Source organism: Pseudomonas fluorescens (assembly GCF_000967965.1).
GTDB classification, from domain to species: Bacteria; Pseudomonadota; Gammaproteobacteria; order Pseudomonadales; family Pseudomonadaceae; genus Aquipseudomonas; species Aquipseudomonas grandcourensis.
In genome coordinates this window covers 24,747-49,204 of record NZ_LACC01000008.1, presented here as the reverse complement: position 1 = coordinate 49,204, position 24,458 = coordinate 24,747, and the positions used below count along the sequence as shown (strand labels likewise).

Below are 24,458 nucleotides of genomic sequence, written 5' to 3'. Positions count from 1 at the left end.
GGCCCTGACACGCTTCACGCATGACGATTTCCCGCTCCTACAGACAGTACTGGCTGGTGGGCAGCACGTCGATCTTGTCGAAATCGATGAAGTGGCTGCAGCTGTCCATCATCGCCGCCAGGTTGCGCTGGAATTTTGCTTCGTCTCCCGCCGCATCGAAAAAGGCCATGGGATCGGTCATGGCCGCTGGCGGAAAACACTCTTCGACGATGGCATCGATCCGTGGGGCGCCGTGGGTCAGTGCCGACACCACCAGGTTTTGCACGTACTGGAAGTTGGCTTGCGTGTCCACGGCCACTGCCGTGTGATGGTTGCGCCAGATGTCCAGCCAGGCCTCTGGGGTCAGGCGTGGAGGGCGGGTCAGCAGGGCCAGTTGGGCAAACCCGTGGGTACGCTCACCGGGTGTTGCAGGGAAGCGAGTATTGGCGATGGCGACCGACTCGCAGACCAGGTAGGCGGCCATGCGCGCGGTTGCCGCGCTGATCAATTGGTCGAACGGGAGACGAGCCGGCCCGTTGGCACTGTCCAGCCACAGCGACAGGCTACCATCGGGCAATGGCCGGTTGTTTTCCTGGCGCAGGCCGGCGGCTGGCTGCACATCGGCATCGGCCAGGTTCAATTGCACACCACGGGCACCGAGTGCCTGCAATTGCCCGGCGACCTCACTGCGCAGGCGACGGGCGAAGGTATCAGGACTGACTTGAGTATCACGCCACAGCAGATAGATGACTTTTTCCACAGCTATCAAGCTCCTCGTTGCGGTTGATGGATGGCGCAGCGGTCGTGCTGCCTGGTGCATCCGGATGACCGAAAATCCTCGGCGTCATAGTCAATCAAGGGCAGCCCCGGGTAATACCTCAAACAGACTATTGACCCGCAATATGAGGGCAATGGCTGAGGCTTCAGGTTCGGGCTCGACGCCGGGCAGCCCTGGAGAACAGCAGCTAAGCTCTCTTGCGCCGGGGCGACAGTGGAAGTATTGCCTCGGGATGTCTATTTCCGGCAAGGGGGCCACCCGTCATGAGTGCCGAACAGCGTCATTACAGTCCGCCGACCCTGCTGGTGGTCGATGACACGCCTGATAGCCTGATGCTGATGATGCCTACGTGAACCCTGGACAGGGTGCGTAGGTATGTCGCCCTGTCCTCCAACTTAGGACAGGATCGTGATTTCAATCTCCCCGTTCATCCCCCATCTGTTCATCCAGTTGTCAGAGATTTCTCGCCTGTTCATGCCGATAGGAGACGCGCAGCTATGCTGAAGTCATTGCTCGTTATCGCTATCGGCGCATCACTTGGAGCCTGGTTACGCTGGTTGCTGGGTATCAAACTCAATGCCCTGTTCCCAACTGTTCCGCCGGGCACCCTGATTGCCAACATGGTTGGGGGATACATCATCGGTTTAGCGATTGCCTTCCTGGCAGCAACGCCATCGCTGAGTCCCGAATGGCGACTACTGATCATCACCGGCTTCTGTGGGGGGCTGACAACCTTCTCTACGTTCTCAGCTGAAACTGTCACCTTGATTCAGGAGGGCAGATTGTTTTGGGCGATTGGTGCCATATCGCTCCACGTCGCTGGCTCACTGGTGATGACTGCCGCAGGGCTTCTCTCGTTTCAATTTGGCACACGCTAAAGAGGTGATCAGTCATGAAAGGGTTTCTGGTGATTTTCTTTACCCAACAGAACCGCCGTCATCATGGAAAAATGCTCGGTGACTGGCTTGTCGATCTGGCCAAAGAAATGGGGCTGCGTGGAGCCACTCTGGCAACCGGTATTGAAGGCTTCGGACATTCGGGAAAACTGCATTCCTCGCATTTTTTTGAGCTGGCTGATCAGCCAACCGAGATCCGTCTGGCAATTACTGAAGAAGAGTTCACTCGCTTGTTTGAGCGCCTTGAGGCCGAGGAAATTTCCTTGTTCTACATAAAAGCCCCAATTGAATTTGGAGCCGTTGGCATGCGGGCTGATCCAGACGATCGCGCAGGTTGAAATGTGAGCATATGGATTGCTGCAAGGAGATGCCTGCTTTTGGCCGATTTCTGCCTGCCACGACCGGCTGAAACCGACCCGTTGCGGTCGCTCATATGAAGGGAATCCCCCCTGCACGCGCATTCCCATCTCGAGTGCACGTGTCTCAAACCCCAACTCTGTGTACAGGCGCGTGGCTCGTGCATTGAACGTCCACACAGACAGCCTTCGATTGCCGACGCAGCGGGCGAGTGAGATTACGCAGCTGCTGCCGCACAACTGGACTCCAGCCAAATAACGTAAGCTGGGATGTACGGATGCTCACGTTGAAACTCCACATGGAAGACTTGGAATGACTCGAATTATTGAAATCCTGATGTACACCTTGAAGCCAGGATCGGGATTGGATTTTCATCGAATAATGCAGAATGTAAGTGTTCCGCTTCACCTGGAAGCTGGCATAGATGTCGTTTCTTATGGCGGCTCATTACATGATTGTGACAGCTATCACCTGATTCGCTCCTATGAAAGCGAGAGCCATCGCCTAGCATCTCAAGATATTTTTTATGCAAGCGCTGCCTGGAAACAGGGCCCGCGAGCAGACATTATCAGTCGGATTGAAGTCAGTACAACGACAGTTATGGCGCTCACTCGAGACGTAATTGATGCCGTCAGAGCTTCCGTAGTTCTATCTAAAACCGATGCTCAATCAGCGTAGCCATCGGCAAAAGTATCAGGACGGTAGCCTCTCGGCGGTCAGTGCTGGTGAAGCAGTGTGCCGGCATCCGAGCTGAGCGATGCGCTCAAGCAGATTCGTGAATTGCAGCGGATGCTGGGCATTCAGTACCAGGTTCATACAAAGACTCAGTGTTGCGAGCTCCAGCGATGTGAACCGTGAGATCAAGGTTTCTTTCGCAGAGCTAGCGGGACAGCCTCAGAACCAGCGATAGGGGATAAGCGGACTGTGGATCCTCACGAAGCGACTCAGTAGGGTACGTAGCGCAATGGTCTCGGGGACTCCGAGCTGTCGCATCATCGTTTCCTCCACCTGCTGACTCTGGCTGATGATGCGAGCGACGACTTTCTTGCCTTCAGGTGTCAGGAAAATTTGCGCGTGGTCCTCATCGTCCGGTGAGGTGCGTTCGTCATCGATGCGAATCAACCCTCTCGCTGCCAGGTCGTTTAACGATTCAGGGCCGACTTCCCGTCCGGTGTACGCGGCGAGGGAAATCAACTCGTGGTAGGTGCGTCCTTCCCGCGTACCCAGTGCACTGAGGACCAGGTACTCGATGTTGTTGAGTTTGAGCTCAGAGGCATGTTCCTGCGTCCTGGCGGAGAAGTGCAGGTATGCGCTGGCCAGCAAATAGCCAAGGGGGCTGGCTTCGCTGACGTTACGAGGGTCCTCGTCAGGAGGTGGCATGATGGTTTGCGCGGTGCTGGTGGCGATGGCGTAGTTGCCACTCTGGAATACCAGCGGAGGGGTATCGGACTTGTCGAACTTGAGTACTTCGCCCACCAGGATGATGTGGTCGCCGCCATCGTAGATATGGGCCGTGCGGCACTGCAGCCGAGTGGTGCAGCCGGCCAGCAGCGGCGCCGAGCCCAGGCCGCCCTCGTACTCGATTCCGTCGAACTTCTCCGGCCCGGAGACGCTACGGGCGAAACGCGCCGAGAGTTCGCCCTGGTCGTGGGCGAGGATATGCACAGCCCAGTGGCTGGCGTTTTCGAAGGTGGCGAGGCTCTGTGATTTGCGAGCCAGGCTCCAGAGCACCAGTGGAGGGTCCAGGGACACAGAGTTGAAACTATTGGCCGTTACGCCGACGGGGGCATCGTCCTGGTCGCGAGCTGTAATGATGGTGACACCCGTGGTGAACGTCCCCAGAGCGTGGCGAAACTCCCGGGGATCCAGTGTGGTACTGCCATGTTTCAGCTGGCCGGCTTGTGAGCGTTGTGCGTTGTCATTCATGCCCGTTTTCCTCTGGTACTGGGAGCCGTATCTGTGGCTTGAATTGTCTAACGTGCAGCACTTTCCAGCATGGTCAGAACGGACGATGTTTGTTGATATCGAGGTGATTTCAAAACTGCGTGAGGGCCAAGGAAAGCGGGCATGGACGAGACTTTTGTGGCTCAGGCTGGATGTCGATTGAAATGGACCTGATCTGCGCGATTTCGTGTGCGCTGGACATTGATTTCATGGGAAAAAAAGCCCCCGTAAGGGGGCAGGGGTAAACGATGTCTGATGTCGGGACCTGACAGCGTCAGTGGCTGATTGCGCGTTCACGCGCCATGTCCAGTGCCAGGTCCTCGATCATGTCCTCCTGGCCGCCGACAGTCTTGCGTCGGCCCAGTTCCAACAGGATCTCGTGGGAGGGCACGCCGTACTTCTTTGCGGCACGTTTGGCGAACAGCAGGAACGAGGAGTAGACGCCAGCGTACCCTAGCATCAGCGAGTCACGGTCGACCCGGACGATGTGCTCCATCATCGGGAACACCTTCTCTTCGGCGACATCAGCGAGCTTGAACACGTCCACGCCCGTAATGATGCCCAAGCGATCGCAGACCGCATTGAAGACTTCCAGCGGCGTGTTGCCGGCACCGGCACCTAGGCCGGCGGCGGAGCCGTCGATGCGATTGGCACCGGCTTCAATGGCTGCCAGCGAGTTGGCTATGCCCATGCCGAGGTTGTGGTGGCCGTGGAAGCCCAGTTCGGTTTCCGGTTTCAGCGCCTGGCGAACCGCGTCGATGCGTACGCGAACGTCTTCGGGCAGCATGTACCCGGCCGAGTCCGTGATGTAGAGACAGTTGGCGCCATAACTTTCCATCAATTTGGCCTGTTTCACCAAGCCGTCGGCGTCGAGCATGTGTGCCATCATCAGGAAACCGACCGTATCCATGTCCAACTTGCGGCCGTACTGGATGTGCTGCTCGGAAACGTCGGCCTCGGTGCAATGGGTTGCCACGCGAATGGTGTGTACGCCGCAGTCATGTGCCATCTGCAGGTGATCGACGGTGCCGATACCGGGCAGCAGCAGGGCCGATACCTTGGCCTGTTTCATTTGCGCGATGACCGCCCGCAGGTACTCCTCGTCGCTGTGTGCCGCAAAGCCGTAATTGACGGAGGCGCCGCCCAGGCCATCGCCGTGGGTGACTTCGATCAGTTGAACACCGGCTGCGTCCAGGCCGGTGGCCACATCCACCATCTCCTGCAGGGTGATCTGGTGGCGCTTTGGGTGCATGCCGTCGCGCAATGACATGTCGTGCAGTTTGATTTGCTTGCCGCGTAAAGAGGTCATGGCAATTTCCATTCGAGAGTGGTTAGGCGTTCAGCATGTCTTCGGCAAACATTTCCGCGGTACGGGCGGCGGCCGCGGTCATGATGTCCAGATTGCCGGCGTACTTGGGCAGGTAGTCGCCCAGGCCCTCCACCTCCATGAAAATCGACACGCGATTGCCATCGAATACCGGTCCGTTTTTCAACGTGTAGCCGGGCACATACTTCTGTACTTCCTTGATCATTGCGTGCACCGATTGGGTGATAGCCTCGCGATCCGGTTCGCTTTCGGTCAGGCAGTGAATGGTGTCGCGCATGATCAGCGCAGGTTCGGCCGGGTTGATCACGATGATCGCCTTGCCTTCCCTGGCTCCACCGACCTTGACCACCGCGCCGGCAGTGGTGCGGGTGAACTCGTCGATATTCTTGCGGGTGCCGGGGCCGACCGAACGCGACGACACCGTCGCCACGATCTCGCCATAGGCAACGGGCTGCACACGTGACACCGCGTGGACCATGGGAATGGTCGCTTGTCCCCCGCAGGTCACCATGTTGACGTTCAGCACCTGCTTGCCCAAGTGATCGGCCAGGTTTACCGGTGGCACGCAGTACGGGCCGATGGCCGCAGGCGTGAGGTCGATCATCAGCACGCCCAGTTCATTGAGCTTGCGCGAGTTCTCGGCATGTACGTAGGCGGAGGTCGCGTCAAAGGCGATCCGGATGTCGTCGGCCTTGACGTGGGGCAGGAGCCCATCGACGCCTTCGCAGGTGACGTTCAGGCCCATTTCCCGGGCGCGCTTCAAACCGTCGGATTCGGGGTCGATCCCGACCATCCAGACCGGCTCCAGCACTTTGCTGCGTTGCAGTTTGTAGAGCAGGTCGGTACCGATGTTGCCGGGTCCGATCAGGGCGCATCTGATTTTGCGTGTCATGGCCAGTTCTCTCGCATCTAGGGAGGGCAGAGTCAGTCGGTGAAGCGAATCGAGGCGCAACCGATACCCGTAATGGTCAGCTCGAAGTGGTCGCCAGCTTTTACGGGTACCAGGGGAACCAGCGATCCCGACAGGATGATTTCGCCAGCGAGCAGGGGCATGCCGAAGGTACCCAAGGTATTGGCCAGCCAGGCCACGGCCTCGGCTGGGTGCCCTTGCACGGCCGAGCCAAGCCCACTGGAGTGTGGCTCTCCGTTGCGCTTCATATCCAGGCGGACATTGGCGAGGTCGAGGCCGGCAGGGGAGACGCGCGGGCTACCCAGGACGAAGACACCGCAGGAGGCGTTGTCGGCAATGGTGTCCTGTATGGATATCTTCCAGTCGCAGATGCGCGAATCGACGATCTCAAAGCAGGCCATGACCGAGTCAGTGGCTTGCAGCACATCCCCCAGGGTGACGCCGGGGCCCATCAGGTCGTGCTTGAGGATGAAGGCGATTTCACCTTCTGCACGGGGCTGGATGAGGTTGGCCTGGCTAAGGCTGACGCAGGCATCGTTATCGAAATGCATGCGGTCGGTGAGGAAGCCGAAGTCCGGTTGGTGGACGCCGAGCATTTCCTGCACGGCTTTGCTCGTCACTCCGATTTTCTTGCCGATGACCTGCTCGCCGTCGGCTTTACGCTGTTCCAGAATGGCCAGTGAGATGTGGTACGCATCTTCGATATCCAGCGAATCGGTGGTGGTCAGCGGCTCGATCGTCTCGCCATTGCGTAGCGCCCTGTAGAGACGTTCGGCAAGTCGCTGGCGCAGTCGCGTTTTTTCCTGCGAGGCACTGGAGGTGGGTTCGATTACGGGGGGCATTGGACTGTCCTCTTGTCGGGCTTGTCCAAATCATGCCGGATGTGTCGGCGCGTGCCCTCACCCGCATGCAGTAGTTTCAGCACTCTTTCTGCATCACTGCATTACTACGGAGTCGTGGTAATCAATCTGGACGAGGCGTCCGGGGTTGAGAAGACCGCACACTGGCGACAAATTACAGGTGGCCAACCAACCCGTTACTGGCGTGCGTCCTGAGCCTGGCGCTCTCTCTGCCAGCAGCGTCATCAATCCTGTTCCTGAGGTTGCATCTTCAATGAGCCTTCCGAGTCTGTTCATTCCTCATGGGGCGGGTCCCTGCTTCTTCATGCGCTGGGACTTCGGCCCGGCCGAGATGTGGCATTCACTGGGGGCATGGCTGCAGGGCCTGGCGTCGAGCCTGCCGGAACGGCCGAAGGCCATCCTGGTCGTTTCCGCTCACTGGGAGGCAGAGCGCTTCACGCTGACGTCCAGTCCGGCCCCTGACCTGATCTACGACTACAGCGGATTCCCGGCGCACACCTATCGACTGCAATACCCGGTCGCCGGCGCACCCTGGCTGGCCAGGGATGTGTGCGAACGCTTGCGCGGCGCAGGGCTACCGGCAACGCTCGACGACACACGTGGACTGGATCACGGTGCGTTCATCCCGTTCAAACTGATCTATCCGCAGGCGGATATCCCGATGCTGCAGCTGTCACTGCGCAGCGATCTGGACCCGGCAGCGCACCAGACTGCCGGGGCGGCGCTGGCGGGTTTGCGAGAGGAGGGGGTGTTGATCGTGGGCAGCGGCATGTCTTTCCACAATATCCGTGCATCTGCAGAGGACCTGGCTGCGCGGGCGCAGGCATTCGATGACTGGTTGCTCGATACGCTGATGGGGACGCCGGAGGAACGCAGTCAACGCCTGTGCCATTGGGTCGAGGCACCGCAGGCGCGTTTCGCCCATCCGCGCGAGGAACACTTGCTTCCGTTGCTGGTGGCTTGCGCTGCAGCAGGTGACCAGCCCGCGCGGCGCGTTTACGCCGAGCGGCTGGGGGGCCTCGTCGCGGTCTCGGCTTATCGCTTTGGCTAGTCGTTGCGGCTGTCGGAGGGGGCCTTGATCTCGATGTCGCCTGGGCCGAAATAGGCGCGCATGGAGGTGATGAGCCCGGCTTCGTCGAAGGTCATCACATCGATGACCCGCACCCGCGCTTCGCCCTGGGGTAGCTTCACCACGGCATCGAAAGCCATTGCGCCAGCATCGCCGTGAGAGGCGCGGACCGGTGCGCAGAGCTGCAGGGTGGCACCGTTGGCCATGGCGCTGCGGTAGAACTCGACGATTTGCGTCTTGCCCTCGCGCGGCGACGAGCCGTACGGGTCTTCCACCGTTGCGTCGTCGTGGTAGAGGGCGGTGATGGCTTCCAGGTCATTGCGGTTGAAGGCGTCGATGTAGGCCTGAAGGGCGCTTTTCATTTGGATTTCCGTTGGCATGTCTACTCCTTGCTCAGGCGATTGCCTGCTGGTTTATGGCGGATGTGGTTTGCGTAAGCGGTTGGAACTCCACCCTGGTCAGATGCACCGAGGCTTCCCACAACCCGGCCGCCACCTCTTCGCAACTCACGGGAGAACTGCAGGTTGGCGCGGATCAAGGCCGATTGGCTGCGCTCGCTCATGGGGTGCTCCCCAGGTTCTTGTCGTGGGGGATGGCCAGTGTCGTCAAGGCGGCCAGTGCCAGCAGAGCGGCGGTGCAGCCGAGAGCGAGGGCGTAGGAGTGCCGCTCGGCGAGCACCCCGATGAGAATGGGGCCGATGACCATGCCGAGGTCGGCGGCCATCTGGTAGCCGGCTATCACCGTACCCCCACGGCCATCGGCGGCGTCACCGGCGACTGCGGCTGCGGCAGTGGTGCAGAAGGCGGTTCCGAGCCCCATCAGTGCGAGCCCGCCCAGGTAGGTTGCCAGCGATTGCCCGCCCTGGATGAGCAGGAAACTGCTCAGTACCAGGGACATGCCCACCATCAGGCTTGGCTTGCGGCCCCAGGTGTCCACCCATCGGCCAGCCTTGGGCAGTAGCAGTGTCTGGGTCAGAGCACCGACAGTCAGACCGATGCCGATCCATTTCGCCGGCTGGTTGAGCACCGTCAGCAGGAACAGCGGCAGGACGGAAACCCTGACCCCGTAAACGGCAAAGCCGATCGCGAAATTGCTGGCGATCGCGGATCGGTAAGAGGCCAGGCGTAGCGCCTGGCCAAAGCTGACCGCCGCTTGTCCGGAGTCGCTCGCCGCGCTGTGACCGTGGCGCAGGTGGCGCAGCAGCAGTGCCGCGACCAGGGCCGCCGTTCCCGTTCCGGCTCCGTAGAGGAAGAACGGCAGGCGCACAGACATGTCCACGAACAGGCTGCCGATGGCGGGACCGGCGACCGTCCCGACGTAATAGGCACCCATGAACAGCCCCGCCGCCCGCCCCCGGTGGCTGGGGGCGGTGGTGCGCAGCATGAGGCTCATGGCCGATACGCTGTAAAGGATCGAGCCCATTCCGCACAGACCGCGCCATGCCAGCAGCTGCTCGGCGGAAGTGGAAAAGCCGGCGGCAACGCTGCCCAGCGCCAGGAGCCCAAGACCGCCGCACAGCAACCGGTACTCGCCCCAGCGATTGACCAGCCTGCCGCCTGGCCAAGCCATCAGCAGGCGGGCGAAGGGGAAGGCCGCAATGATCATGCCGATCATGCTGCTGCCCACCCCTAGCGCCTGGCCGAACAGCGGAATGGCCGGTGACTGGATGCCGAAGCCCACGGCGGAGATAAAGCTGATAACGCACAGGCAGCGCACTTCCGTGGAAATGCCGCCGAGCCAGCCGGTGTCTCCAGCGCCTCTGGACATGCTGTGCTCAGCGCCCATGAAAGACCGGCTGGCGCTTTTGCGCGAAGGCGCTGGAGGCTTCCTTGTGATCTGCGCTGAGGAAGGTCGCCGCTTCCAGCTGCAGCCCGAAGTCGGTCACCAACTGGCTGCGCTGGCGCAGGATCTGGTTCAGCGCGCGCTTGGTGCCCTGCAGCGCGAGAGGAGGGAGGGCGGCCATGCGCTCCGCCATCTGCAGCGCCTGATCATGCAGCTCCGTGGCCGGCATGGCCCGTAAGGCCAGACCCAGCCGGGCGGCTTCGCTGCCACTGAGTCGCTCGCCGGTCATCAGGTAGTACTTGGCGGCACCGAGGGGCATGCCCAGGGGCCAGGCCAGCGCGCCACCATCGCCTGCGACCAGGCCCATGGGCACATGGGTGTCGGCGATCTGGGCGTCGTCGGCGATAAGCACCACATCGCAGAGCAAGGCCAGTGTCGCCCCCAGCCCCATGGCGTAGCCCTGCACCGCGGCGATAATCGGCTGTGGCACATCGAGGAAGCGCTCGATCAGGTTCCCGGCGCCGCGGGTGACCAGGGCCATGGTTTCGCATGGGGTCTGCTCGATGGCCGGCGTCTCGGCAAACGCCTTGACGTCGCCACCGACACAGAAGGCCCGTCCTGCACCCTGCAGCACCACGGCCCGGACGCTGGTGTCGTGGCGCAGGTCGGCAAGGATGGCTTCGAGGCCTTCATGCATATCGGCTCCTACGGCGTTGAGGCGTTCGGGGCGATTGAGGGTCAGCACCAGGACATGGTCCCGGAGTTCGGCGAGGATACTGTTAAAACGTCCGTAATCGGTCATGGGGAAACTCCGTTTTTGTTGTCTATGGGATTGAGCGGCGCCCGAGCTTTTCCAGCATCGCCGCGCGGGCTCGCGCCCGATCGGGATCAAGGACTGCAAGGTTCTGCAGCGTGACTTCGGCCTCCAGTTGCTCAGCCAGGCTGTTGCGTGCGGCCTGGGCCAGGAGGCGCTTGGTCAGCCCAACTGCGAGTCCGGGCTTGGTGGCCAGTTGCTCGGCCATCTCCAACGCGTGTCCCAGCAGCCGTTCCGGGGCCAGCACCTCGCTCACCAGGCCCCACTCGCGGGCCTCTTCGGCGCCCAGCCGGCGATTGCTGGCCAGCCAGGAAAAGGCCCGGGCGTAACCCAGCAGCCGGGTGATGAACCAGCTGCCACCGGCATCCGGGACCAGCCCTATGTCGACGAACGCCGGTACGAACTTGGCGCCGCTGGACGCGATCCGGATATCGGCGGCGCAAGCCAGCGAGAGTCCGGCACCCGCTGCGGCGCCGTTGACGGCGGCGATGACAGGCTTGTCCAGCGCGGCCATTGCCAGGGTGTTCGCATTCAGTGCGTGGCGCAGCGTGCTATGACCCAGTGCCCCGGAGGCGGGTGGCGCGTTGAGGTCGGCACCCGCACAGAAGCCGCGTCCGGAACCGGTCAGCACCACCGCGCGAATCTGTGAATCACCGGCCTCGTGCCAGGCATCGCTGAGCTCGCGGTGCAGCTCGGCATTGAACGCGTTCAACGCCTCAGGGCGGTTGAGTGTCACCAGCAGCACCGCGCCCTGGCGTTCGCGCAAGACAGTGCTCATAACGCTGCTCCCGTGCCGAGGATGGCGGTGACCTGGCTGGAGAACTGACCGCCGTTGCCGTGGGCCAGCGCCAGCTCCACGCCGGCCTGCTGCCGTGCTCCGGCCTCACCGCGCAACTGCCGCGTGGCTTCGATGAGGGCGAAGATGCCGTACATGCCCGGATGGCAGTAGGACAGGCCGCCGCCGTTGGTGTTGACCGGCAGTACGCCTCCCGGGGCGATGCGGCCATCGGCGACGAAGGCACCGCCTTCGCCCTTGGCGCAGAAGCCCAAGTCCTCCAGGAACATGATGGTGTTGATGGTGAAGGCGTCGTAGAGCTGTAGCACGCCGATGTCCGCCGGTCTGACCCCGGCCATGGCGTAGGCTCTGGCAGAGGACTCGACTGCACAGGTGGTGGTCAGATCAGGCATCTGGGAAATGCTGCGGTGCGAGTGCGCTTCGCCCGCGCCGAGCAGGTAGACCGGCGGCCTTGGCAGGTCACGTGCGCGATCGGCACGGGTAACCACCAGGGCACCGCCGCCATCGGTGACCAGGCAGCAATCGCGGATGCTGAGTGGGCTGCAGACCATTTTGCTGTCCAGCACGTCGGTAATACCGAGCGGCCCTTTGTCATGGCAGAATGCGACGGGGTTGAGTTGCGCCCAGGCGCGCGCGGCGACGGCCACCGCGGCCAACTGCTCGCGGGTCGTGCCGTACTGATGCATGTGCCGGGCGGTGGCCAGGGCGTAGCCGGACACCGGGTGGCGCGGCTTGTAGGGGGCTTCGTAGCTCGGCATCTCCAGTGGCCCGCTCAGCGGCTGCCGACGTTGGGCATCCGCGCGCGGGGTACTGCCATAGACGATCAACGCCGTGTCGCAGAGCCCGGCCTTGAGGGCCGCCGCCGCGTGGAACAGGTAGGACAGGAACGAGCTGCCGCCGATATTGCCGCTATCGCTGTAACGGGGGCGGATACCCAGGTATTCACCCAGGTCCAGGTTCGACATGAAACGGCCGGCGACACAGCCGAACAGGCCATCGACGTCCCGGGTGCGCAGGCCCGCGTCATTCAACGCGCGAACCGCCGCCTGGGCGGCCAGTTCGATGGGGTAGCGCTGTGGCCCGACGTCACCCAGGTCTGATTCGGCGACCCCGACGATAGCGGCAGCGCCGCGCAGATCATGGTGAGTCATGGTCGTTCTCCTTCGTTGAGGTCGAACACCACGCGCGGCTCCTGGCCATCGAGGCGTTCCACCCGCGCCCGGACCCGGGCGCCGATGGGCGGTGCATCGCAACCGGCAACAGTGCTCATCATGCGGAAGCCTTCGTCGAGGTCCACCAGCACGAGGTTGTAGTTGTGTTCCTTGTCGTAGACCACGCTGGACGAATAGAGCGTGCCCAGCCCTTGGCTGTCGCGCAGGTCCAGTTCCACCGAGCCGCAATGAGGGCAGCAGGGGCGCAGGTAGAAGACCGCCTGATCGCAGTCGTGGCAGTGCTGATAAGCCAGGGCACCCCGTGCCAGGCCTTCGAGATAGCGCTGGTACGGCGCCGGTTCACGGACATCATTCATGCAGGCTTCCTCCGGGGGTGTCGTAGGTGGCGACGGCGATTGCCGTCAGGACGTCCTGGCGCTGACCGTTGGCTGCTTCGCGCTGCACCAGCAGTTCACAGTTCACCTGCATGCAGTCGGGGCCTTCGGGGTCGATGGCGGTAACCCGGCCGCTGAGGATCAGGGTGTCGCCTGGCCAGACCTGGGAGACGTAGCGCACCGAGTACCTGCGCAGCGCCGCCAGGCCCAGCCAGGAAGTCGCGTAGGCCGAGAGGATGCCAGCCGTCAGCAGGCCATGGCCGAATACGCTGCGGTAGCCGGCGCGGTGGGCAAAGGTCTCGTCGTGGTGGATGGGATTGAAGTCACCACCGGCGCCGGCGTAGCGAACGATGTCGGTTCGGGTGATCGGCCCGACACGGCGCACGGGGGCGGTGTCTCCGATCTGGAAACGAGGCGAAACGTCGTGATTTGTGCTGTTCATGTGGGCAGTACCTCGTGCTCGTCCATGGGCGGCGGTGGGGGCAGTTCGATGATGGTGCTGCGGGCGATCAGCGCCAGTTGATCCTGTTTGTCGTAGAAACCCGTCTCGCGCACGATCAGGGTCATCTCGCCCTTGGCGCCGCGCTTGCAGGTCACGTCGGCGATATGCGAGCGGACGGTGAACTCCTCGCCGGCCAGCACCGGTCGCAGGTATTCCCATTCATTGCCACCGGCCAGTACGCGCTTGAGGTCGAGGTTGAGCGGGTTGCCTTCCTGCGGGGGGTGCCAGTGCATGGAGACGGTGCTGAAGGTCGGCGGTGCCGGCAGGGCGCAGAAGCCCTGCCGACGCGCCGCCTCGGGGTCGAAGTAACAGGCATCGGTACAGAGGATCGCCTTGGCAAACTCGGCGATCTTGCCTTCCTCGACCTTGAAGCGGAACGAGGGGAACTGGTAACCGACCAGGGATTGATCTGCCATCGCGTTCACTCCTTCAGTGCGCCGGCCCGGATGACCCGGCCAGCACCACCAGAGCGTCGGCGGCGAAGACCTTGCCGTCGTCGACCCGGATCGGGTTGATGTCGATTTCGCTGACCTCCTCGAGCTCCAGGGCCAGGTTGCCGATGCCAATCATGATGGCGGCGATCTGCGTCTGTTCCTCGGCGCTGAGGCCACGCCGCCCCTGGACCAGGCGACCCTGGAGCAGTTTTCCGAGCGCGACGCGGGCGGTGTCGAGCCCGAACGGCGGGCGCAACAGCGTGGTTTCCGCCAGCTGCTCGATCAGCACGCCACCCAGGCCCACCGCCACCATGGGGCCGAACACCGGGTCGCGCTGCAAGCCACAGGTCAGTTCCATGCGTGCGGGTACCATCTCCTGCACCAGCACGCCGTCGAGGACGGCATGGGGCGCCCGGCGTCGCACTTCGTCGAGCATATTTCTATAGGCTTCACGCACCGCGTCCGGCCCCTGCAGACCGAGGCGGATGGCGCCCACGTCGGACTTGTGCGGCAGCTGATAGGACATGACCTTGAGCACCACCTTGCCGCCGATGCGCGTCGCCGCCGCGATGGCGTCTTCCTCGCTGTGTACCCACTCTTCGCGGGTGATGGGGATGCCGTACTCGGCGAACAGGCGCTTACCCTGGGCCTCCATCAGCACCAGCTCTCCCTGTGGCAACTGCAGGTGCTGTCGCGCGCGCCGGGCACGTTCGGCATCGGGTTCCCGGGCGTGGTCCGCCGCGAGGGACGGTCGCGAGGAGAAACGCTGCAGGGCGGCGAGCGAGCGGGCGATCCTCTGCGGATCGGTGTAGGTCGGCACGCCAGCCTGCTTCAAGGGCTCCACAAGGTCGGTGGACAGCACAGCCATGGGTTTGTCGGTGCGCTGGTAGAGCGCGGCCAGTTCCCTGGCTGCCTCGGTGGCGCGAGCCCAGGTGACCGTGGTGAGCATGTCGACCGAAGGGCTCTGGGCGACCAGGTTCTGCAGTGCGAAAAGAGACTCCTGCTTCACCGCTGCGGTGGTGTCGATGGGGTTGGCCACGCTGCCGAAGAAGGGCGTATGCAGCACACTGAGCATCTGTGCCTGTTCCGCTTCGGGGAAGGTCGGGATATCCAGGCCGTTGAGACTGGCTTCGTCGGCCAGCAATACGCCGGTGCCGCCGGAGGCAGTCATGATCGCCAGGCGTTTGCCGGACGCCCGGCGACCGTCCTGGAAGATCATGCCCAGATCGAGCATCTCCTCCAGGCTGTGAGCCACGATCACGCCGTACTGACGGCAGACTGCATCGAATACATCGACGGCACCGACCACCGACGCGGTGTGGCTCATGGCGGCCTTGGCCGCAGCTTCGGAGCGCCCCGCCTTGAGGACCACCAGTGGCTTGTCGAGCGCCTGGGCGCGCCGGGCCGCTTCTATGAATACCTCCGGGTCACGCAGGGTCTCACTGAACGCCAGCAGCACACGAACTTCCGGCCGCTCCACGAGGTAGCGCAAAACGGCCGCGACGTTCACGTCCAGCTCGTTGCCGGTACTGACGAACCAGCCAAGGCGCAGGCCGGTGAGCAGTCCCTTGGTGGTCAGGTAGGAGCCAAAGCCACCGCTCTGGGAAACCAGCGCCACACCGCCACCCGGCGGCAAAGGTTCGTCCGGGGTCAGGGCGAAGTTGGCCATGACGCCCCCGGCGATGTTCAGGTAGCCGATGCAGTTCGGACCAATCACCCGTACGCCGCCAGCCTTGGCCAGCTCTGCGATGCGCTGCTGCAGGGCGGTCCCTTCGGCGCCGGTCTCGGCGAAGCCGGAAGAGAGCAGCGCGACGCCACCCACGCCCTTGGCCACGGCCTGTTCCATGATGCCTTCGACGGCCTGGCAGGCCACCGCGATGACCACCAGGTCCACGGTTCCCGGTACATCGTGCAGGCTGGCGTAGGCAGGGCTGCCCTGGACGCTGTCGTCCTTGGGATGGATCGGGTAGAGCGCGCCGCCGAAGGAGCGCTTGAGGTTGGCGAACAGCAGGCCGCCGATGCTGTAGAGGTTGTTGGAGGCGCCAACCATGGCGATGGAGCGAGGTGCCAGCAGGCGATCGAGATCGGGAGCTGCGGTGTCGATACGAGTCATTGTCGTTGTCCTGTTCCGTGGCGGTTCGCGCGCTTAGCGCACCATCATCGAGCCGCCATCCACCGACAGAATCTGACCGGTGACGTAGGAGGATTCTTCGCTGACGAGATAGAGGAAGGCCGGGGCTATTTCCTCAGGCTCCGCCGAGCGCCGCAGCGGGTGCTGTTTGAGCGCTGCCGCATGGGCTTCGGCGAATTTCGGGTCGTTCATGATGGTCTTGGTCATCTCGGTGGCCGCCGCCGGAGCGATGGCATTGACCAGGATGTTGTACTTGCCCAGCTCGCGGGCGGCGGTGCGCACCATGCCGAGCATCGCGGACTTGGCCGCGGCGTAGTTGATCTGGCCGATGGAGCCGTTCTGTGCAGTGGAGGAAGTGACGAAGACGATGCGCCCCCACTGGCGTTCGATCATGTCGTGGACCACCGCCTGCAGCCAGTAGAAGGAGCCGTGCATGTGCACATCGATCACCTGGTGCCACTCGGCGCCGGTCATCTTGTGCAGCATGGCCGGACGGGTGATGCCAGCGTTGTTCACCAGGATATCGATGGGGCCGAGCTCGGCCTTGATGATGGCGGCGGCGGCGTTGACGTCGACCTGGTTGGCAATGTCGCAGCGCACGAACAGGGCTTTGCCGCCCTCGGCATGGATCAGCGCGGCGGTTTCTTCACCGCCACTGACGTTGATGTCGACTATGGCCACGCTGGCGCCTTGCGCCGCATAGCAGCGGGCCACGGCGCGACCGATTCCTTGTGAAGCGCCGGTGATTACGGCGACGCGATTGTTCAAGCGCATGATGGGGCTCCTTGTGGTCAGCGCGGCATGTCGAGCATGCGGGCGAGGATGTTCTTCTGGATTTGCGAGGACCCGCCGTAGACGCTGACCGGGCGCGAGGTGAAGTACTCGGCCAGCCAGCGGGGGGCATTGCCGGTCAGGGCGTCGGCGCCAAGTACGTCGAGCGCGACATGCATGGTGTACTGGGCGGCCTTGGACCAGAGCAGCTTGCCCACTGAGCCTTCCGGCCCGGGATCGCGTCCGGCCAGGCGCAGCGACAGTTGCTGCGCCACGTTCAGGCTCAGCGCTTCGATGTCCACATGGGCGCGCGCCAGCTTATGGCGGGTGCTGGTATCGGCGAGCAGGCCGCGCTCGGCGGCGATCTGTTCGATCTCGCGCAGTTGGCGACGCAGTGCTGAAATGGAGCCGGTGTCCGAAGCGCCACGTTCGTAGGACACCGTCGTCATCGCGATGCGCCAGCCGTCGCCCGGCGCGCTGATGCGCTGGCTCGCGGGAATGCGCACATCATCGAAGAACACTTCGGCGGTTTCCGGTTCGCCGCTGTGCAATACGATCGGCTTGACGGTGATGCCGGGTGCATCGAGCGGGGTCAGCAGGCAGGAGATGCCCTTGTGCTTGGCCGCGTTGCTGTCGGTGCGTGCCAGCAGCAGGCACCAGTCGGCCTGCAGTGCACCGCTGGTCCACATTTTCTGGCCGTTGACGACGTAGTGGTCGCCGTCCTGCTCGGCGCGGGTGCGCAGCGAGGCCAGGTCGGAGCCGGCACCGGGTTCGCTGAAGCCCTGGCACCACTGCACCTCACCACTGAGCAGGGTGGGCAGAAAGTGTTGCTTCTGCTCTTCGGTACCGTAGGTGAAGATCGCCCGCCCAAGGTAGTTCACCATCGCCGGCAGGCGAGGGGAATCGGCGCGGCCCGCTTCGTCATTGAGAATGGCGTCGAAAGTTGCGGACAGCCCCTGGCCACCGTACTCCTTCGGCCAGTTCAGGCCGATGTAGCCGCTGGCGTAGAGTGCCTTGTGCCAGCTCTTGCTCAGCGCGCGCAGGCCTTGCGGGTCGGTGACTTCGCGCCAGTTGGCGGGAGTGTTGTGCTTGAACCATTCGCGCAGTTCGAGGCGGAATCCGGCCTCTTCGGGGGTATCTCGGTAGTCCATTCAGCGTGCTCCCAGTCGGGCGTCGGCGATTTGCTGCAATTGATGGGACTCGCCGCCGAATAGTCGGGCGTCGAGCAGGGCGCGGCGGGTGTAGACGTGGGCGATGTGCTCCCAGGTCTGGCCGATGCCGCCGTAGACCTGCATCACCGCTTCGGTCACCGGCAGTGCTACGGAAGAGGCGTAGGCCTTGGCGGTGCGTGCGGCCAGCAGTGCCTCGTCGGCGTCCAGTTGGTCCACCGCCCAGGCGGCGTAGCAGGTAATGCTGTGGGCGGCCTGGGCCTGGACGAGCATTTCCGCGCACAGGTGCTGGATGGCCTGGAAGCTGCCGATCAGTGCCCCGTACTGCACGCGCTCCTTGGTGTAGGCCACTGCACCGGCATGGGCGCCGTTGAGTGCGCCGACGATGTCCGCCGCCACGGTGGTCAGGGCCAGGGCGTACCAGCGTTTGAGGGCGTCGGCGTCTATCGGTTGGCCGAGCACCTGCGCTGCGCCATGCGCAGTGCGAAGGTGCAATACGGCGCGGGTCAGGTCGGCCGGGTCGTGGCCCGCAGCAAAACCCTGTTGCAGGCTGATACGCACGAGGCGGCCATCGGCCAGGCCCAGGGCATAGTCGGCGCCTTCGCAATCCCAGGCGATGCAGCCGACTTCGTCGGGGGCGGCCAGACGCTCCAGAGTGCGGTCCAGCAGCAGCGCATAGCGGGTTTCACCGGCGGCGAGTTCTTCGATCAGTTCGTACGGGGCGTCTGCCTGGGCGAGCAGCTCGCTGGCCAGTACGGCGGAGGCGAAGGGTTGGGGAACCAGGGTTTCGCCCAAGGCCTGGGCGGCGATCATGACTTCCACACCGGAGGCGAGTGGCGTGCCGTTGTCACGCAAGCGCAGGCCGAGCAGGCCCACTTCGGTGAGTTTCTGCCAGTCCCGTTGGGCGTCGCGGGTCTGGAGATCATGCGGGTTGGCGATGCCAATGGACTGCGCCAGGCGTTTGGCCGAGTTTTCAAACATCTGCTGTTCGTCGTTGAATAGCGCGAGCACGGGTGGGCTCCTTCTTTGAGTCGTGAATGGGTCGACTGCGAGGTATCTGGTACTTGTTGCCCATGCCGGACTCATTTTTCATGAGCCCCGGCCTGGGTGTCATGCCGCAAACGCAGTACTAGACGCGGGCCACGGACGGCGTGGCGGCTGCAAGCTGCGTGGAGCGGGCAATGTGGTTGGCCGCGCGGTAGCCGAATGTGAGCGCAGGGCCGAGTGTGCCGCCCGCGCCGGGGTAGGAGTCCGCCGTCACCGCGCCCGAGGCGTTGCCGATGGCGTAGAGGCCGGGGATCGGCTGACCCTCGACGTCCAGTACGTTGGCGTCGCGATCGACTTTCAGGCCACCCTTGGTGCCGAGGTCGCCGAGGTCGACGCGAATCGCGTAATAGGGCGCCCGGTCGAGCGCGCCCAAGCTCGGATTCGGCTGGTGCCGGGGGTCGCAGTAGAAGCGGTCGAAGCTGTGGTGACCGCGATTGAAATCGAGGTCGACGCCGGTTTTGGTGTAATCGTTGAAGACCGACACTGTATTTTCCAGGGTGGCGGGATCGATAGCGATCTTGAGGGCCAGTTCGCCAATGGAACCGGCGCGGTAGAGCACACTGTCCCACCACTCGGGAGGCAGGCTTGCGTCCGGCATGATCGAGCCGGGCATGATCCGGCCGAGGATGTTCTTCTTGCGATAGTTGGCATCGAAGATGAACCAGCAGGGTGTGTTTGCGCCGGTGCTGGCGCCGTCCTTGATCATCGCGTGGCCGAAGTCGTTATAGGACATGGCCTCGTTGGCGAAGCGCCTGCCCAGGCGATTGACGCAGAGGCTGTGGGCATAGCTGCGTTCGATGAAAAGCGCGCTGCGCATGTTCACGTTCGGCGTGTCCGCCGCCGGGATGCGTACGGTCGGCGCCCACCAGGCTTCGTGGAGGAACTCGGTGTCCGCGCCGATGTTCTGGCCGGCAATCAGCGCATCGCCGGTGTTGTTGTGCATGGGCGTCACGCTCCACTCCACCTGTGTCTGGACCGGCAGGTGGGCGGTGCGCAGCGGCTGGCTCTGTTCGAAACCGCCGGATGCGACGATCACCGCCTGGTTGGCAAGGATGCGGTACTCGTTGCAGTCCTGGCTGACGACCGCTCCCTGGACGAAACCATTGTCGACAATGAAATGCTCCAGGCGGGTGTTGAGCAGCAGCTCAACCCCGCGTTCCTGCAGACCGATGCGCAGACCGGCGATGAGGGCGCTGCCCATGGTGACGCGTCGGTCACGGCGGGTCTTCAGGCGCCAGCCGATGTCCGACCAGTAGTTCCAGATCAGCGAGAAGATCTTGCGCTTCCAGCCCGTGGCGCGGGCGCCCAGCAATTGGCCGTCGTAGTAGTCCAGAGCGATGCGACCGAACAGTTTGGCGCCCATGTCGGCTTCACGCAGGGCGAAGAAGTCATCTCCCAGCACTCCGGCATCCACCGGCTCGACGAACATGGTGCGGCCGTTGTCCGAGGCGCCCGGCAGGTGCTGACAGTAATCGGCGTAGCCGGTGACGGCGTTGTACTTCACCCCGATCTGCTGACGCATGTACTCGACCATTTCCGGTGCCGAGTCGAGATAGGCACGAAGTTTCCCTTCCGGGACCCGGCCCTTGGTGCAGGCCCTGAAGTAGGTCAGCGCCTGTTCGTAGTTGTCCAGCCCCTGGATTCCTGAGTTGTTGGGGATCCAGATGCCGCCGCCGGACAACGCGGAGGTACCGCCGTAGCGATCACTCTTCTCAATGACGATGACCTTAAGTCCGAGGTCATGGGCACGGTTGGCGGCGAGCAGGGCGCCCGCCCCGGAACCGACCACCAGGACCGCGCAGTGCTTGTCCTCGATGAATGCATTCATGGCATGCGATCTCCGTTGTCACGCGCCAGCGGGGGCGCTTTCCTGTTCTGGGGAGCGAAGGCCGCCGCCGGTTTTCGGTGGCGCTGCTTCGATGCACATAGGTTGATCGCGATGCCTCTACGTAATCATCAACCGTATGCAGTAGATGAGCTCATTCGTTGAGCACGATGCAGACATGAGGGGAGGATTTATTTTATTGGCTACTGCAAACGGTTGATGTTGGCACTGGGTCGTTGTGTTGAAACTGGTTCCGAAGTCGCGGCCCGGGGAACCGGCCAGGGCTGTCATCAGGACAAGTTGAACAAAAAACAAAACCAGACTTGGACTTGCGGAGCACAACATGCACAAGACAGAGAAGGCTGCGACCCAGGGTGGTCGCAGGCTATTGGCGCCGATGCTGTTGCTCGGTGCAGTGGTCAGCCCCTTGGCCCATGCCATATCCATCGATACCGGCAATCCCGACCTGCAGATCAACTGGACCACGGACTTGCGTCTTGGGCTTGGGTGGCGCGCGGAGTCGATCGACTCGCATCTGGGCGACGATCCCAACAACCAACAGTCCGAGTACTCCACCCACAGCGGCGAGATGTGGAAGCGGCGCCTCGATGTGCTGACCGAGATGGACGTCATCTACAAGGACGATTATGGCGTTCGCGTCAGTGCCACGGGTTGGTACGACAACGCTTACGACGATCATGACCTGAAGGGCAACCCCGACCTGCAAGGAATCTCCGATAACGCCGACGGCAAGCTTTCGCGGCAGGCGCAGCGATACTACAACGGCCCGTCTGGCGAGATTCTCGACGCATTCGTGTTCGGTGCCTTCAATATGGGCAGCATCCCTGTGTCGGTGAAGGCAGGCCAGTACGCGCTGATTTGGGGTGTATCCCAGGTCAATGGCAGTGACGCGATTTCCTGGAGCCAGCAGCCCGCCAACTTCCAGAAGGGGGCGGAGATCCCCGGAGCTTCGCCGAAGGAGCTGGCTTTGCCGCTGCCGCAGCTGTCTTTCCAGAGCCAACTGAGTGACACGGTCTCCCTGTCCGGCTACTACCACCTGGATTGGAAGCCGAACCGGCAGAGCGAGGGCGGTACCTTCCTGGGCGGACCAGACTTTTTGTATAGCGACGATGGCCGGATTTTTGCGGCTGCCGTGCCCGGCTTCGGCAATATCTACATCAACCAGGGCAACATCATCGAACCTGATGACAAGCAGAAGGGCAACTTTGGCATGCAGTTGAGCCTGAGTCCGGACTGGTACGGCGGCACCGTCGGTCTGGTGTATCGCCACCTGGATGAGATGCAGCCGTGGCCGGTCAATTTCGCGGTTGACCCAAGTGAAATCACTGGCCTGCGCTTCCATCAGGTGTACAACCGTGGTGTCGACCTTTTCGGCGCCTTCACCAACTTCAGTTGGCAGGACATCAGCTGGGGGGCAGAGGTTTCCTATCGCCGTGGCACTGCGCTGGATAGCACCGGGGGGCCGCTGCCAAATGGCAGCCTCGACGGTGCGACCGGCAATACCTGGCATGCCCTGTTCAATACCCAGGCGTCGATGCCCGTCTTGCCGCTGTACGACACCGGGGTCGTGGTTGCGGAGCTCTCCTACACCTATCTGGACAAGGTGACGCACAATAAATCTGTCTTCAACGAGTGTGCCGACGACCTGGACGGCCCTGGCTGCGGCAGTCGCAACGCCAGCAGCTTCTCGTTGATCCTGCTGCCAACCTGGTTGCAGGTACTGCCCGGCGTCGACCTGACCGGCAACCTGACCTTGGCCGGCTATGGCCTGCATGGCAATTCACCGGTCCCGACAGGGTCTGCGGAGCGCGCGTATGCCTGGTCGACCGGCGTCACTGCCGACATCAACATGCGGTACAAGGTTGGCCTCCTCTATTCGGATGCCGGAGATGCCCAAGAGCGCCTCGGTGCGATGGGCAGTACGGACCGCGGTCGTATCACCCTGACTTTCCAAACCAGTCTGTAAGGTCCTTGCGCCCCGACGGGGCGGGAGGGGTTGCGCGTGCTCGTGGGGCGCGCCCAAAGAGGAGAAAAAGATGAAAATCAGTCAAATCGCCTTGTCACTTGCGTTGTCCCTGCCGCTGTCGATGTCCGCTCTGGCCACTGTTTCCACCGAAGAAGCCGCGCAGCTCGGTGGTGACAAACTGACCGGTATCGGTGCCGAGCGGGCGGGAAGTGCCGATGGCAGCATTCCAGTCTGGACGCCGAACTGGAAGGGGCCGGACATGCCCCAGGAGGGCGGGATCTACCCCGATCCCTTTCCCGGCGAAAAACCGCAGTACAGCATCAGTGCGGCCAACATGGCGCAGTATGCGGACAAGCTCAGCGAGGGCACCAAGGTGCTGCTCTCCCGCTGGCCGGACTTCAAGGTCGAGGTCTATAAGAGTCATCGGGTAGTCGACTTCCCCGATTGGCTGAAGGAAGACACCGCCAAAAACGCCACCCGCGTGCAGAACACGAGCGACGGCTCCGATCTGAACGGTGCCATGGGGGGGTATCCGTTCCCGATTCCCAAGAGCGGCGCCGAGGTGATCTGGAATCACAATCTGCGCTACTACGGACCGGCATATCGCTCCACGTTCTCGGGTTATCTGATCGATTCGTCGGGTAATCGCGTCATGACCCATGAGTTGGAGAACTATACGGAGTCGCCTTATCACGAGCACCCGGATGAGCCTGCCCAGTACTTTCAGCGCCGTCTGAGCACCTATATCGGTCCGCCGCGCAGCGTGGGTGAAAAGTCGCTCAACTATATGGTGACGAACTTCAAGAAGGATGGGCGCAACAAGAACTGGATCTACAACCAAGGGCAGCGTCGTGTGCGCCTGACTCCGGACTTCGGCTACGACATCCCGATGGCCATGGCCGGCGGGGCGTATTTTTTCGACGAGCTCGGGATGTGGGAGGGGCAGCTGGACCGCTTCGACTTCAAGCTGGTTGGCAAGAAAGAGATGCTGGTTCCGTACAACAACTACAAGTTCATCATGCATAGCTCGCCCGAGCAGGCCTATGGCAAGCAGTTTGCCAACCCTGATCTGGTTCGCTGGGAACCCCATCGTGTCTGGGTAGTAGAGGCGACGCTGAAGCCGGGAATGCGCCATGCACAGAGCAAGAAGGTGTTCTACGTGGATGAGGACAGTTGGTCGATCGTTCTTTACGAGGGCTACGACCAGGCCGGGAAGATGATGCGTTCAGCCCAGGGCCTCCTGACCTACGACTGGAATACCAAGTCTGTGCCTAACACGCCCATGATCATCTACGACCTGGGAAAGGGGCAGTACGGCAGCTCCATGCATCTGGCGGGTGGTACTGGTTACGTTCGTGTTCCGCGCTGGCCCAACAGCAAGATGACACCGGATTCCATGGCGGGCAGCGGCATTCGTTGAGTGCGCGGTGGCATCGATATCCGGTGCCACACCCCGTCACCTCCCTAGCGACACCGGCCGGTGTCGCTTTTTTATGTGCGCCGTCTGGCCGGGCTCATCGTATCTACCCGTACC

The 24,458-nt window shown here is 62.7% G+C and carries 24 protein-coding genes and 1 pseudogene; 6 read left to right on the top strand and 19 right to left on the bottom strand.

Annotated features, from left to right (window positions below):
* Window positions 1-37: 37 nt before the first annotated feature.
* Window positions 38-739 (bottom strand): EthD domain-containing protein, encoded by a 702-nt coding sequence (locus VC35_RS05345; RefSeq protein WP_046038246.1) that lies wholly within the window; start codon window positions 737-739, stop codon window positions 38-40.
* 515 nt (window positions 740-1,254) lie between these two features.
* On the opposite strand from VC35_RS05345, the gene crcB reads away from it, so the two are divergent.
* Window positions 1,255-1,635, top strand: a complete 381-nt coding sequence (gene crcB, locus VC35_RS05340) for a fluoride efflux transporter CrcB (RefSeq protein WP_046038245.1) — start codon at window positions 1,255-1,257, stop codon at window positions 1,633-1,635.
* A 14-nt stretch (window positions 1,636-1,649) separates the two neighbouring features.
* Window positions 1,650-1,991 (top strand): DUF190 domain-containing protein, encoded by a 342-nt coding sequence (locus VC35_RS28665; RefSeq protein ID WP_080925270.1) that lies wholly within the window; start codon window positions 1,650-1,652, stop codon window positions 1,989-1,991.
* Between the two features lie 114 nt (window positions 1,992-2,105).
* On the opposite strand, the pseudogene VC35_RS29900 reads toward VC35_RS28665, so the two are convergent.
* Window positions 2,106-2,198 (bottom strand): annotated as a pseudogene (locus tag VC35_RS29900) (GNAT family N-acetyltransferase); the annotation flags it as partial.
* Between the two features lie 124 nt (window positions 2,199-2,322).
* On the opposite strand from VC35_RS29900, the gene VC35_RS28660 reads away from it, so the two are divergent.
* Entirely contained in the window at window positions 2,323-2,688 is a 366-nt protein-coding gene (locus VC35_RS28660) for an NIPSNAP family protein (RefSeq protein WP_080925269.1), read from the top strand.
* A gap of 216 nt (window positions 2,689-2,904) precedes the next feature.
* Here VC35_RS28660 and VC35_RS05330 read toward each other — a convergent pair whose 3' ends face one another.
* From VC35_RS05330 to VC35_RS05315, 4 genes are all read right to left on the bottom strand, one after another.
* The gene (locus tag VC35_RS05330) at window positions 2,905-3,936 is read right to left on the bottom strand and encodes a flavin reductase (RefSeq protein ID WP_046038241.1); all 1,032 of its coding nucleotides are present in this window, start codon (window positions 3,934-3,936) and stop codon (window positions 2,905-2,907) included.
* 292 nt (window positions 3,937-4,228) lie between these two features.
* Complete coding sequence (dmpG, locus tag VC35_RS05325; protein WP_046038239.1) at window positions 4,229-5,263, bottom strand: 4-hydroxy-2-oxovalerate aldolase; 1,035 nt, start codon at window positions 5,261-5,263, stop codon at window positions 4,229-4,231.
* A 22-nt stretch (window positions 5,264-5,285) separates the two neighbouring features.
* A complete protein-coding gene (locus VC35_RS05320) occupies window positions 5,286-6,173 on the bottom strand; it encodes an acetaldehyde dehydrogenase (acetylating) (RefSeq protein WP_046038238.1) in 888 nt (295 codons plus the stop codon).
* Between the two features lie 32 nt (window positions 6,174-6,205).
* Window positions 6,206-7,033 carry a fumarylacetoacetate hydrolase family protein gene (locus tag VC35_RS05315; RefSeq protein WP_080925268.1) on the bottom strand — a complete coding sequence of 276 codons (828 nt, stop codon included), beginning with the start codon at window positions 7,031-7,033 and terminating at the stop codon, window positions 6,206-6,208.
* A gap of 271 nt (window positions 7,034-7,304) precedes the next feature.
* Between VC35_RS05315 and VC35_RS05310 the strand changes: the two genes are divergently transcribed.
* Complete coding sequence (locus tag VC35_RS05310; protein WP_046038236.1) at window positions 7,305-8,102, top strand: DODA-type extradiol aromatic ring-opening family dioxygenase; 798 nt, start codon at window positions 7,305-7,307, stop codon at window positions 8,100-8,102.
* On the opposite strand, the gene VC35_RS05305 is transcribed toward VC35_RS05310, so the two are convergent.
* From VC35_RS05305 to VC35_RS05245, 13 genes are all read right to left on the bottom strand, one after another.
* Window positions 8,099-8,482, bottom strand: coding sequence for a nuclear transport factor 2 family protein (locus VC35_RS05305; protein WP_223465059.1), 384 nt, complete (start codon window positions 8,480-8,482; stop codon window positions 8,099-8,101). The two genes, VC35_RS05310 and VC35_RS05305, sit on opposite strands and share 4 nt — an antisense overlap.
* Window positions 8,483-8,678: 196 nt before the next feature.
* A complete protein-coding gene (locus VC35_RS05300) occupies window positions 8,679-9,887 on the bottom strand; it encodes an MFS transporter (protein WP_185754742.1) in 1,209 nt (402 codons plus the stop codon).
* A 7-nt stretch (window positions 9,888-9,894) separates the two neighbouring features.
* Window positions 9,895-10,647: an enoyl-CoA hydratase/isomerase family protein gene (locus VC35_RS05295; protein ID WP_259674426.1), complete on the bottom strand. Its 753-nt coding sequence runs from the start codon at window positions 10,645-10,647 to the stop codon at window positions 9,895-9,897.
* A 79-nt stretch (window positions 10,648-10,726) separates the two neighbouring features.
* Window positions 10,727-11,494, bottom strand: coding sequence for an enoyl-CoA hydratase/isomerase family protein (locus tag VC35_RS05290; protein WP_046038230.1), 768 nt, complete (start codon window positions 11,492-11,494; stop codon window positions 10,727-10,729).
* The gene (locus tag VC35_RS05285) at window positions 11,491-12,663 is read right to left on the bottom strand and encodes an acetyl-CoA acetyltransferase (RefSeq protein ID WP_046038229.1); all 1,173 of its coding nucleotides are present in this window, start codon (window positions 12,661-12,663) and stop codon (window positions 11,491-11,493) included. The genes VC35_RS05290 and VC35_RS05285 overlap by 4 nt, the downstream gene beginning before the upstream one ends.
* Window positions 12,660-13,040 carry a Zn-ribbon domain-containing OB-fold protein gene (locus tag VC35_RS05280; RefSeq protein ID WP_046038227.1) on the bottom strand — a complete coding sequence of 127 codons (381 nt, stop codon included), beginning with the start codon at window positions 13,038-13,040 and terminating at the stop codon, window positions 12,660-12,662. Before VC35_RS05280 ends, VC35_RS05285 begins: the two co-directional genes overlap by 4 nt.
* Window positions 13,033-13,500, bottom strand: coding sequence for a MaoC/PaaZ C-terminal domain-containing protein (locus VC35_RS05275; RefSeq protein WP_046038225.1), 468 nt, complete (start codon window positions 13,498-13,500; stop codon window positions 13,033-13,035). Before VC35_RS05275 ends, VC35_RS05280 begins: the two co-directional genes overlap by 8 nt.
* Entirely contained in the window at window positions 13,497-13,976 is a 480-nt protein-coding gene (locus tag VC35_RS05270; protein WP_046038224.1) for an FAS1-like dehydratase domain-containing protein, read from the bottom strand. The genes VC35_RS05275 and VC35_RS05270 overlap by 4 nt, the downstream gene beginning before the upstream one ends.
* 13 nt (window positions 13,977-13,989) lie before the next feature.
* A complete protein-coding gene (locus VC35_RS05265) occupies window positions 13,990-16,107 on the bottom strand; it encodes an acetate--CoA ligase family protein (protein WP_046038222.1) in 2,118 nt (705 codons plus the stop codon).
* Between the two features lie 33 nt (window positions 16,108-16,140).
* A complete protein-coding gene (locus tag VC35_RS05260; RefSeq protein ID WP_046038221.1) occupies window positions 16,141-16,899 on the bottom strand; it encodes an SDR family NAD(P)-dependent oxidoreductase in 759 nt (252 codons plus the stop codon).
* Between the two features lie 17 nt (window positions 16,900-16,916).
* The gene (locus VC35_RS05255) at window positions 16,917-18,047 is read right to left on the bottom strand and encodes an acyl-CoA dehydrogenase family protein (RefSeq protein WP_046038219.1); all 1,131 of its coding nucleotides are present in this window, start codon (window positions 18,045-18,047) and stop codon (window positions 16,917-16,919) included.
* Window positions 18,048-19,076 carry an acyl-CoA dehydrogenase family protein gene (locus VC35_RS05250; RefSeq protein WP_052960541.1) on the bottom strand — a complete coding sequence of 343 codons (1,029 nt, stop codon included), beginning with the start codon at window positions 19,074-19,076 and terminating at the stop codon, window positions 18,048-18,050.
* Between the two features lie 118 nt (window positions 19,077-19,194).
* Window positions 19,195-20,940, bottom strand: coding sequence for an FAD-dependent oxidoreductase (locus VC35_RS05245; protein ID WP_046038218.1), 1,746 nt, complete (start codon window positions 20,938-20,940; stop codon window positions 19,195-19,197).
* A gap of 340 nt (window positions 20,941-21,280) precedes the next feature.
* Here VC35_RS05245 and VC35_RS05240 point away from each other — a divergent pair, with 340 nt between their 5' ends.
* Together VC35_RS05240 and VC35_RS05235 are read left to right on the top strand one after the other, a co-directional pair.
* Window positions 21,281-22,924 (top strand): DUF1302 domain-containing protein, encoded by a 1,644-nt coding sequence (locus VC35_RS05240; RefSeq protein ID WP_046038216.1) that lies wholly within the window; start codon window positions 21,281-21,283, stop codon window positions 22,922-22,924.
* A gap of 70 nt (window positions 22,925-22,994) precedes the next feature.
* Window positions 22,995-24,344, top strand: coding sequence for a DUF1329 domain-containing protein (locus VC35_RS05235; protein WP_046038214.1), 1,350 nt, complete (start codon window positions 22,995-22,997; stop codon window positions 24,342-24,344).
* Window positions 24,345-24,458 lie beyond the last annotated feature (114 nt).

Bases quoted from the DNA above. Each gene is read 5' to 3' on its own strand.
- VC35_RS05260 (WP_046038221.1), bottom strand. From the start codon at position 16,899: ATGCGCTTGAACAATCGCGTCGCCGTAATCACCGGCGCTTCACAAGGA.
- VC35_RS05255 (WP_046038219.1), bottom strand. From the start codon at position 18,047: ATGGACTACCGAGATACCCCCGAAGAGGCCGGATTCCGCCTCGAACTG.
- VC35_RS05240 (WP_046038216.1), top strand. From the start codon at position 21,281: ATGCACAAGACAGAGAAGGCTGCGACCCAGGGTGGTCGCAGGCTATTG.
- dmpG (WP_046038239.1), bottom strand. From the start codon at position 5,263: ATGACCTCTTTACGCGGCAAGCAAATCAAACTGCACGACATGTCATTG.
- VC35_RS05300 (WP_185754742.1), bottom strand. From the start codon at position 9,887: ATGTCCAGAGGCGCTGGAGACACCGGCTGGCTCGGCGGCATTTCCACG.
- VC35_RS05275 (WP_046038225.1), bottom strand. From the start codon at position 13,500: ATGAACAGCACAAATCACGACGTTTCGCCTCGTTTCCAGATCGGAGAC.
- VC35_RS05265 (WP_046038222.1), bottom strand. From the start codon at position 16,107: ATGACTCGTATCGACACCGCAGCTCCCGATCTCGATCGCCTGCTGGCA.
- VC35_RS05270 (WP_046038224.1), bottom strand. From the start codon at position 13,976: ATGGCAGATCAATCCCTGGTCGGTTACCAGTTCCCCTCGTTCCGCTTC.
- VC35_RS05315 (WP_080925268.1), bottom strand. From the start codon at position 7,033: ATGCCCCCCGTAATCGAACCCACCTCCAGTGCCTCGCAGGAAAAAACG.
- VC35_RS05245 (WP_046038218.1), bottom strand. From the start codon at position 20,940: ATGAATGCATTCATCGAGGACAAGCACTGCGCGGTCCTGGTGGTCGGT.
- VC35_RS05285 (WP_046038229.1), bottom strand. From the start codon at position 12,663: ATGACTCACCATGATCTGCGCGGCGCTGCCGCTATCGTCGGGGTCGCC.
- VC35_RS05280 (WP_046038227.1), bottom strand. From the start codon at position 13,040: ATGAATGATGTCCGTGAACCGGCGCCGTACCAGCGCTATCTCGAAGGC.
- VC35_RS28660 (WP_080925269.1), top strand. From the start codon at position 2,323: ATGACTCGAATTATTGAAATCCTGATGTACACCTTGAAGCCAGGATCG.
- VC35_RS05330 (WP_046038241.1), bottom strand. From the start codon at position 3,936: ATGAATGACAACGCACAACGCTCACAAGCCGGCCAGCTGAAACATGGC.
- VC35_RS05320 (WP_046038238.1), bottom strand. From the start codon at position 6,173: ATGACACGCAAAATCAGATGCGCCCTGATCGGACCCGGCAACATCGGT.
- VC35_RS05305 (WP_223465059.1), bottom strand. From the start codon at position 8,482: ATGAAAAGCGCCCTTCAGGCCTACATCGACGCCTTCAACCGCAATGAC.
- crcB (WP_046038245.1), top strand. From the start codon at position 1,255: ATGCTGAAGTCATTGCTCGTTATCGCTATCGGCGCATCACTTGGAGCC.
- VC35_RS05310 (WP_046038236.1), top strand. From the start codon at position 7,305: ATGAGCCTTCCGAGTCTGTTCATTCCTCATGGGGCGGGTCCCTGCTTC.
- VC35_RS05235 (WP_046038214.1), top strand. From the start codon at position 22,995: ATGAAAATCAGTCAAATCGCCTTGTCACTTGCGTTGTCCCTGCCGCTG.
- VC35_RS05290 (WP_046038230.1), bottom strand. From the start codon at position 11,494: ATGAGCACTGTCTTGCGCGAACGCCAGGGCGCGGTGCTGCTGGTGACA.
- VC35_RS28665 (WP_080925270.1), top strand. From the start codon at position 1,650: ATGAAAGGGTTTCTGGTGATTTTCTTTACCCAACAGAACCGCCGTCAT.